This is a genomic window from Xanthomonas sp. D-36-1 (assembly GCF_017746155.1).
GTDB classification, from domain to species: Bacteria; Pseudomonadota; Gammaproteobacteria; order Xanthomonadales; family Xanthomonadaceae; genus Xanthomonas; species Xanthomonas cissicola.
This window is the reverse complement of sequence record NZ_JAGHWR010000010.1, coordinates 35766-44810: the sequence shown is the minus strand read 5'-3', so window position 1 is coordinate 44810 and position 9045 is coordinate 35766. Positions and strand designations below refer to the sequence as shown.

Here is a 9045-nt window from a genome sequence, read left to right as displayed (position 1 = left end):
CACACGCTTTTACGAATAGCCCTTTTAAATCTATAAATAACTTAAGAGCTTTGTGGTGATGGTAGGGGCAGATTTTGCGTAGAAACATACCAAGTGATTGTTTGTAAAGGAAATTGAGGGTTCGAAACCCTGTGCTTATCGCCCTGTTTTCCCATCCAGAAGCTGTGGATAAGCAGAAGCACCTCCATAGACCATGTTTTTATCCACATGTTATCCCCTGCCTGTCCAGTCAGTCCTGGGGGCCATGTCTGCACAGGTTTCATGCCGATCCCGTATCCTTCGACCCGACCGGCATGCCGGATTACAGCCCAGAGCACACCGATCGATGCATGTAGTGAGGTTGTCCATTCATCGGCTGCGCCGGTTTCAAACCGTCGAGCTTCATCCCTCCAGTGCCTTGAATCTGCTGACCGGCGACAACGGCGCAGGCAAGACCAGCGTGCTCGAAGCGCTGCACCTGATGGCCTACGGCCGCAGTTTCCGCGGGCGCGTCCGTGACGGTCTGATCCAACAAGGCGCCAACGACCTCGAAGTCTTCGTGGAATGGAAAGAAGGCGGCGGCGCTGCGGGCGAACGGACGCGTCGAGCTGGCTTGCGTCATAGCGGGCAGGAATGGACAGGGCGTCTGGACGGGGAAGATGTGGCTCAAGTTGGCTCTCTTTGCGCTGCGCTGGCCGTGGTGACGTTCGAGCCCGGCAGCCATGTATTGATCAGTGGCGGTGGTGAACCCCGCCGCCGTTTCCTGGACTGGGGCTTGTTCCACGTGGAACCCGATTTCCTAACCTTGTGGCGCCGCTACGCACGGGCACTCAAACAACGCAACGCGTTGCTGAAACAAGGCGCGCAGCCACGCCTGCTGGACGCATGGGACAACGAACTTGCCGAATCCGGCGAAAACCTGACGTCCCGGCGCATGCGCTATCTGGAACGCCTGCAGGACCGGATGGTTCCAGTGGCAGATGCCATCGCGCCAGCGCTGGGACTGTCTGCGCTGACGTTCGCCCCGGGCTGGAAGCGCCACGAGGTCTCGCTGGCAGATGCCCTCCTGCTTGCGCGCGATCGCGATCGCCAGAACGGCTATACCTCGCAAGGCCCGCACCGCGCAGATTGGATGCCCAGCTTCCTCGCACTCCCGGGCAAGGATGCGCTGTCCCGGGGACAGGCCAAGCTCACGGCCCTTGCCTGTCTGCTCGCACAGGCCGAGGACTTCGCCTTCGAACGCGGCGAATGGCCGGTCATCGCCCTGGATGATCTGGGTTCGGAACTGGACCGGCATCATCAGGGGCGCGTGCTGCAGCGGCTTGCTTCCGCGCCGGCGCAGGTGCTCATCACCGCAACCGAGACCCCGCCGGGCCTTGCAGACGCCGCTGCACGATTGCAGCAGTTCCACGTGGAACACGGCCAGATTGCACGACAGGTAGCGGCCAACTGAGCCGCAACGGCCGGCACGGGCCGACTGGTATAATTTGTTCGCTATCCCCCTTTTCTCACGGCGCGGAGCGGCGATCGCTGCCTTCGCCCGTGTTGTGGAGCCAACGGCACGCGCATGACCGACGAACAAAACACCCCGCCAGCACCCAACGGCACCTACGACTCCAGCAAGATCACCGTGCTGCGTGGCCTGGAAGCCGTCCGCAAGCGCCCCGGCATGTATATCGGCGACGTCCATGACGGCACCGGCCTGCATCACATGGTGTTCGAGGTGGTCGACAACTCGGTCGACGAAGCCCTTGCCGGGCATGCCGACGACATCGTGGTAAAGATCCTGGCCGATGGCTCGGTGGCAGTTTCCGACAACGGGCGCGGCGTGCCGGTCGACATCCACAAGGAAGAAGGCGTGTCGGCGGCCGAGGTGATCCTCACCGTGCTCCATGCCGGCGGCAAGTTCGACGACAACAGCTACAAGGTCTCCGGCGGCCTGCACGGCGTTGGCGTCTCGGTGGTCAACGCGTTGTCCGAGCACCTGTGGCTGGATATCTGGCGCGACGGCTTCCACTACCAGCAGGAATACGCGCTGGGCGAGCCGCAATACCCGCTCAAGCAGCTGGAAGCCTCGACCAAGCGCGGTACCACGCTGCGCTTCAAGCCGTCCGTGGCCATCTTCAGCGACGTCGAGTTCCATTACGACATCCTGGCGCGGCGCCTGCGCGAGCTGTCCTTCCTCAATTCCGGCGTCAAGATCACCTTGATCGACGAGCGCGGCGAAGGCCGTCGCGACGATTTCCATTACGAAGGCGGCATCCGTAGCTTCGTGGAGCATTTGGCGCAGCTGAAGTCGCCGCTGCACCCGAATGTGATCTCGGTGACGGGCGAGCACAACGGCATCATGGTGGACGTGGCCCTGCAATGGACCGACGCCTACCAGGAAACCATGTACTGCTTCACCAACAACATCCCGCAGAAGGACGGCGGCACCCATCTGGCCGGCTTCCGTGCGGCGCTGACGCGTGTGCTCAGCACCTACATCGAACAGAACGGCATCGCCAAGCAGGCCAAGGTCGCGCTGACCGGTGACGACATGCGCGAAGGGATGATCGCGGTGCTTTCGGTCAAGGTGCCCGACCCCAGCTTCTCATCGCAGACCAAGGAAAAGCTGGTCAGTTCAGATGTACGCCCGGCGGTGGAAAACGCCTTCGGTGCGCGTCTGCAGGAGTTCCTGCAGGAGAACCCGAACGAAGCCAAGGCCATCACCGGCAAGATCGTCGATGCCGCACGCGCGCGCGAAGCCGCGCGTAAGGCGCGCGACCTGACCCGCCGCAAGGGTGCGCTGGACATCGCCGGCCTGCCGGGCAAGCTGGCCGACTGCCAGGAAAAGGATCCGGCGCTGTCGGAACTGTTCATCGTCGAGGGTGACTCGGCAGGTGGCTCGGCCAAGCAGGGTCGCAACCGCAAGAACCAGGCGGTGCTGCCGCTGCGCGGCAAGATCCTCAACGTGGAACGCGCCCGCTTCGACCGCATGCTGTCCTCCGACCAGGTCGGCACGCTGATCACAGCGCTCGGTACCGGCATCGGCCGCGACGAGTACAACCCGGACAAGCTGCGCTACCACCGCATCATCCTGATGACCGACGCCGACGTCGACGGCTCGCACATCCGCACCCTGCTGCTGACCTTCTTCTACCGGCAGATGCCGGAGTTGATCGAGCGCGGCTACATCTACATCGGCCTGCCGCCGCTGTACAAGCTCAAGCAGGGCAAGAGCGAGTTGTACCTGAAGGACGACGCGGCGCTCAACGCCTACCTGGCCAGCAATGCGGTCGAAGGTGCGGCGCTGATTCCGGCCACCGACGAGCCACCGATCACCGGCGAAGCGCTGGAGAAATTGTTGATGCTGTTCACCAGCGCCAACGAAGCGATCGCGCGCAACGCCCACCGCTACGACCCGGCCCTGCTCACCGCGCTGATCGACCTGCCGCCACTGGATGTGGAAAAACTGCAGGCCGAAGGCGACCAGCATCCGACCCTGGACGCGCTGCAGGCCGTGCTCAATCGCGGCACTCTGGGCACCGCGCGCTATCAGTTGCGCTTCGACCCGGGCAGCGACAACGCGCCTGCCACGTTGGTGGCCATCCGCCGCCACATGGGCGAAGAGTTCACCCAGGTGCTGCCGATGGGTGCCTTCGAAAGCGGCGAACTGCGCCCGCTGCGCGAGGTGTCGCTGGCCCTGCACGACCTGGTGCGCGAAGGCGCGCAGATCGTGCGCGGCAACAAGAGCCACCCGATCACCAGCTTCGCGCAGGCGCACGCCTGGTTGCTGGACGAAGCCAAGAAGGGCCGTCAGGTGCAGCGCTTCAAGGGCCTGGGCGAAATGAACGCCGAGCAGCTGTGGGAAACCACGGTCAATCCCGACACGCGTCGCCTGTTGCAGGTGCGCATCGAGGACGCGGTGGCCGCCGACCAGATCTTCAGCACCTTGATGGGCGATGTGGTCGAACCACGCCGCGACTTCATCGAGGACAACGCGCTGAAGGTGTCCAACCTGGATATCTGAGTCACCAGCCCCGGCCGGCACGTCGCAACCACGGCGTGCCGGCCGGGGCGGTGTCCGCAGGACGACGATGCGCACCGATCTTCCACCGCCTCCGGCACCACGCACGGTTGCCGGCAAGCCGCCGCTGCTGCCCGTGCTCGTGGGTTTCTGGGTCGACGTGCTCATCGCCGCCGGCCTGTTGCTGACGCTCAGCGTGGCCGGCTTTGCGTTGTGGGGCGCGGTGCGTGGCTTTGGCTATGTACAGGCGGCCAAGGCGCAGGGGCTGACCCCCTCGCCTACCGAGGTCATGGCCGCCATTGGCCAACCCGGTGTGATGGTGCAGCTGCTCACCGCGCTGGTCAGCACGGCCACGCCGGCGCTGCTGTTGTACTACTGGCGTCGCCGCGCCACCCCTGCCGAACAAACCGCTTCGCGGGCTGCCGCGCGCCGCGCCTCCACCTGGGGCTGGACCGCGCTGATCGCCGCCGCCGTGTTCCTGCTGAGCAATCTGGTCAGCGCGGCGGCTTCGGCGTTGGGCATCAAGCCGGTGCCCACCAACCTGCCGTTGATGAAAGAAGCGCTCCAGCAATGGCCGCTGGCACTGACGCTGTTCGCGGTGGTCATCGCGCCGGCTTACGAAGAACTGCTGTTCCGTCGCGTGCTGTTCGGGCGCCTGCTCGCTGCCGCTCGCCCGTGGCTGGGGATCGTGCTGAGCGGGGCGATTTTCGCGCTGGTGCACGAAGTACCCGGCATCAGTGGTAACGGCCCGGCCGCGATCGCGCAGCTCTGGCTGGTGTACGGCAGCATGGGCGCGGCGTTCGCATGGCTGTACTGGCGTACCGGCACGTTGTGGGCCCCGATTGCCGCGCACGGCATCAACAATGCCACGGCGCTGGCAGCGCTGTACTTTTTCGGGCTTGGCTGAGCCCCCAAAGCGGTCAATTGCGAGAACCCAGCCGCAGCGGGGCGATGCCTGGGCATCAAATGGATTCGCACACCTTGGACAGCCGATCCCCCCGGCCCGGCACACGTTGTCGGCCGCGCGGAACCGTTTGACGAAAAGTTAAGACGAGCCTGCCAAAATGCCTCCATGGTTCTAGGGGGATCGAATGAAAGCTAGGCTGTTGATCGTTGTTGCCGTGCTTGCACTGACGGCGTGTGCCACCACAACTTCGCCAACCGGCCGCCGACAGGTGGTGGGCGGCGTATCGCAACAGCAGTTGGACCAGTTGGGCGCGCAATCCTTCGCGCAAACCAAGGCCAAGGAAAAAGTCAGTACCGACGGCAAGCAGAACGCCTACGTGCAGTGCGTGGTCAACGCACTGGTGGCGCAACTGCCGCCGCAATGGCGCGAAACCAAGTGGGAAACCGCGCTGTTCGTGGATAACGAAGCCAATGCCTTCGCCCTGCCTGGCGGCAAGGTCGGTGTCAACACCGGCATCTTTACCGTCGCCAAGACGCAGGATCAGCTCGCCGCGGTGCTCGGGCATGAAATCGGCCATGTCATTTCCCGTCATCACGAAGAGCGCATTACCCGTCAACTCGGCGCGCAGACGGGCCTGGGCATCATCGGCGCGCTTGCCGGCGCCGCCTATGGCGACGGAGCGGCCAGCGCAGTCAATCAGGTCGGCGCTATGACCGCCCAGACAGTGTTCCTGCTGCCGGGCTCGCGTACCCAGGAAAGCGAAGCCGATGTGGTCGGCCAACGTCTGATGGCCCAGGCCGGGTTCGATCCGGCGCAGGCGGTGACGCTGTGGCAGAACATGATGGCCGCCAGCGGCAATCGCCAACCGCAGTGGCTGTCGACCCACCCCGACCCTGCCAACCGCATCCGCGAACTGCAGGCCGACGTTGCCCAGCTCGAACCGGTGTACCAGCAGGCCAAGCAGAGCGGACGCGCACCGCGTTGTGGCTAGAACTGCCGACGACATCCGCGCGGCCGCCGTCAACCCGTACGAACACCGATTCCGTGCAACGCATGCCTGCCTAACCTGGGGTTGCAGGCGCAACCACACCGGTCACGGCCTGTTAGCGACGCTAAGACAGCTGTTCCCCGCTTCTGATTGCCGCAACACAACATGGAAACCGTTTTCGGGAACTGAGACTTTCTGCTAAGTTTGCCGGCCCAGATTTTTCGTACAGCGCCCATTCCGCTTTTCGTACCGCCCGACGGCGGATCGTCCGAGGTGAAACATGAAACTGCTCAACCGCAAGCAAGCCCTGTTGTCCCTGTTCATCGCCGCGTCGCTGGGTGGGGCTGTCGTTACCGATGCGGTCGCGCAGTCGGACCGTTCCTCGGAACGCGCCAGCCGCAAATCCAAGAGCGGCAAGGCCGAGGAGCTGTACCCGCAGTCGACCCGTCAGGCACCGACGATCAAGCCGTCCTCGAAGTTGAGCAGCAAGCTGCAGAAGCTGATCGAAACCTTCAACAAGGGCGAGGACTACCAGGGCGTGCGCACCCAGGCCGATGAGATCCTGGCCAACGGCGCTGCCAACGACGCCGACAAGGCGTTGGCCGCACAGCTGGCTGCCCAGGCCGCTTACAACCTGGACGACACCGCCGGTGCCAAGAAGTACCTGCAGCAGGCCATCGGCCTGAACGCGCTGGACAACAACGGCCATTTCCAGTCGATGCTGATGCTGGCGCAGTTGCAGATGCAGGACGACCAGCAGGCCGAGGGACTGGCCACGCTGGACAAGTATCTGGAAGAGAGCAAGTCGCAGCGTCCGGAAGATCTGATCCTCAAGGGCCAGGCGCTGTACCAGACCGAGCGCTACAAGGAAGCGATCCCGGTGTTGAAGCAGGCCATCGCTGCCTCGCCAGAGCCCAAGGACAGTTGGAACCAGCTGCTGATGGCGTCCTACGCCGAAGCTGGCCAGACCGGCGAAGCCGTTGCTGCCGCCGAGGCGCTGGCCGCCAAGACGCCCAACGACAAAAAGGCGCAGCTCAACCTGGCCAACATGTACATGCAGGCCGACCAGATGGACAAGGCCGCAGGCGTGATGGACAAGCTGCGTGCCTCCGGTCAGTTGACGGAAGAAAAGGAATACAAGCAGTTGTATTCCATCTACGCCAACACCGAGAACAAAGAAAAGGACGTCATCGCCGTCATCAATGAGGGTATGCAAAAAGGCATCCTCAAGCCTGATTATCAGACATACCTTGCCCTGGCCCAGTCGTATTACTACAGCGACGATGTCCCGAAGGCGATCGAAAACTGGCAGAAGGCCGCACCGCTTTCCAAGGATGGCGAGACCTATTTGAATCTGGCCAAGGTGCTGCATTCGGAAGGTCGCATCCCGGAGGCCAAGCAGGCCGCACAGCAGGCGATCGCCAAGGGTGTTAAAAAACCCGAAGACGCCAAGAAGATCATCAACCTGAAGTAAAAAAAGAAAATAAACCCCCGAAATCCCTGTGTTTTTAGTGGTTACAGGACTCGGGATTGGTATAAGCTTGGGAGTTCCTGCGGTGTCAAAGCCGTCCGAAAACCTGGGGATCATCACAGTGATCCGGGCCCCCACTGAAAGAGCCATTGGCGCATGACGGAACAACTCGTTATCCACAGGCATGACTACGATGCCGGGAACCAGGGTCTGAGCTGGGCCCGCATTATCGGCATTGCTTTTGTAATTGCTTTGCACCTCACTGCACTGATGATGTTGCTGATCCCTGCAGTGGCGCCGAAGGCTCCGGCAGAGAAGGAGCGCACCACCATGGTCACCTTGGTGGATGCACCGCCTCCTCCGCCGCCTCCTCCGCCGCCGCCGGAAGACAAGCCGCCGCCGCCGGTCAAGAATCTGTCGCCGCCGAAGCCGTCACCGGTTCCGCCGCCGCCGGAAGCTCCGGTCGTCGACGTTCCCGAACCGCGTCCGAGCGATATCGTCACGCCGCCGAGCCCGCCGAGCCCTCCGGCTCCGCCGAGCGACATTGGCGCCAGCGTCGATATCTCGTCCAAGAACATGAACCCGCCGAAGTACCCGCCGGCTGCATTCCGTGCCGGTGTCCAAGGTGAGGTCATCCTGATCGTGGATGTGGATGCCAGCGGCAACGTGACCAACGTGTCGGTCGAAAAGTCCAGCCGCAACCGCGACCTTGACCGTGCCGCGATGGACGCAGCACGCAAGTGGAAGTTCAACGCCTCCACTGTCAACGGGCAGAAAGCCGCCGGACGTGTCCGCGTCCCGGTCAACTTTGCTCTGAACTGATCCCACGGGCCGGCCACGGTCGGCCCAGGATCCTGTCTTCCTTTCGCTCCACCCTTCATCACCACACACAACAAAGGTAAGCGTCATGCTGCAGGAATTCTTTATCGCCGCCGCTGCAGGGGGCTCCAATCCGTCGGCCGCTCTGTCGCAGATGGGCTTCGAGCACTTGATCACTGAAATGACCTCCAGCCCCGGCGACTTCGCCGTGTCCTGGGTCGTGTTGATCACCCTGATCGCCATGTCCGCTGCCTCCTGGTACTGGACCGTCATCAACATCTTCCGTGCCACCCGCCTGAAGAGCGCGGCTGACCGCGTCACCACCGCGTTCTGGGATGCCCCGAATGCACAGGACGCCATCCGCGCCATGGAAGAACAGCCGGCTTCCGAGCCGTTCTCGAAGATCGCGCTGGACGCCGCCCAGGCTGCTGCGCACCACCAGCGTGCCGAAGGCAGCACCGGTGGCCTGGGCGAGAGCCTGAGCCGTTCGGAGTTCGTCGACCGCGCCCTGCGTCAGGCCGTGACCCGCGAAAGCACCAAGCTGCAGTCGGGCATGACCCTGCTGGCCACCGTCGGTGCGACCGCGCCGTTCGTCGGTCTGCTCGGTACCGTGTGGGGCATCTACGGCGCGCTGATCAAGATCGGTGCAACCGGTTCGGCCTCCATCGACGCCGTTGCCGGCCCGGTGGGTGAAGCGCTGATCATGACCGCGATCGGCCTGTTCGTCGCTATCCCGGCCGTGTTCGCGTTCAACTTCTTCTCCAAGGTCAATAGCTCGGTGATCGCCAAGTTCGACACCTTCGCTCACGACCTGCACGACTTCTTCGCCACCGGTTCGCGCGTTCGCTAATCCGGTCGTCAAGAACGCCTTC

Annotated in this window: 7 protein-coding genes; all 7 read left to right on the top strand. The window is 63.3% G+C overall.

Annotated features, from left to right (window positions below; all coding sequences use genetic code 11):
• The first annotated feature begins 325 nt into the window (after positions 1–325).
• The 7 genes from recF to exbB all read left to right on the top strand — a co-directional run bounded on the left by recF (position 326) and on the right by exbB (position 9023).
• Positions 326–1432: a DNA replication/repair protein RecF gene (gene recF / locus J7367_RS03590; RefSeq protein ID WP_057661769.1), complete on the top strand. Its 1107-nt coding sequence runs from the start codon at positions 326–328 to the stop codon at positions 1430–1432.
• 114 nt (positions 1433–1546) lie between these two features.
• On the top strand, positions 1547–3991 hold the full coding sequence (gene gyrB, locus J7367_RS03585; protein WP_057661768.1) for a DNA topoisomerase (ATP-hydrolyzing) subunit B: 2445 nt from the start codon (positions 1547–1549) through the stop codon (positions 3989–3991).
• A gap of 67 nt (positions 3992–4058) precedes the next feature.
• A complete protein-coding gene (locus J7367_RS03580; protein WP_007968208.1) occupies positions 4059–4895 on the top strand; it encodes a CPBP family intramembrane glutamic endopeptidase in 837 nt (278 codons plus the stop codon).
• A gap of 184 nt (positions 4896–5079) precedes the next feature.
• Positions 5080–5886: a M48 family metallopeptidase gene (locus tag J7367_RS03575; protein WP_057661766.1), complete on the top strand. Its 807-nt coding sequence runs from the start codon at positions 5080–5082 to the stop codon at positions 5884–5886.
• Positions 5887–6163: 277 nt separating this feature from the next.
• Positions 6164–7357: a tetratricopeptide repeat protein gene (locus tag J7367_RS03570; protein ID WP_007968206.1), complete on the top strand. Its 1194-nt coding sequence runs from the start codon at positions 6164–6166 to the stop codon at positions 7355–7357.
• Positions 7358–7510: 153 nt separating this feature from the next.
• Positions 7511–8176 (top strand): energy transducer TonB, encoded by a 666-nt coding sequence (locus J7367_RS03565; protein ID WP_033836101.1) that lies wholly within the window; start codon positions 7511–7513, stop codon positions 8174–8176.
• A gap of 85 nt (positions 8177–8261) precedes the next feature.
• On the top strand, positions 8262–9023 hold the full coding sequence (exbB, locus tag J7367_RS03560) for a TonB-system energizer ExbB (protein WP_005912445.1): 762 nt from the start codon (positions 8262–8264) through the stop codon (positions 9021–9023).
• Positions 9024–9045 lie beyond the last annotated feature (22 nt).

Excerpts from the sequence above, each read along its gene's own strand:
- recF (WP_057661769.1), top strand. The coding sequence starts at position 326 with ATGCATGTAGTGAGGTTGTCCATTCATCGGCTGCGCCGGTTTCAAACC.
- gyrB (WP_057661768.1), top strand. The coding sequence starts at position 1,547 with ATGACCGACGAACAAAACACCCCGCCAGCACCCAACGGCACCTACGAC.
- J7367_RS03580 (WP_007968208.1), top strand. The coding sequence starts at position 4,059 with ATGCGCACCGATCTTCCACCGCCTCCGGCACCACGCACGGTTGCCGGC.
- J7367_RS03575 (WP_057661766.1), top strand. The coding sequence starts at position 5,080 with ATGAAAGCTAGGCTGTTGATCGTTGTTGCCGTGCTTGCACTGACGGCG.
- J7367_RS03570 (WP_007968206.1), top strand. The coding sequence starts at position 6,164 with ATGAAACTGCTCAACCGCAAGCAAGCCCTGTTGTCCCTGTTCATCGCC.
- J7367_RS03565 (WP_033836101.1), top strand. The coding sequence starts at position 7,511 with ATGACGGAACAACTCGTTATCCACAGGCATGACTACGATGCCGGGAAC.
- exbB (WP_005912445.1), top strand. The coding sequence starts at position 8,262 with ATGCTGCAGGAATTCTTTATCGCCGCCGCTGCAGGGGGCTCCAATCCG.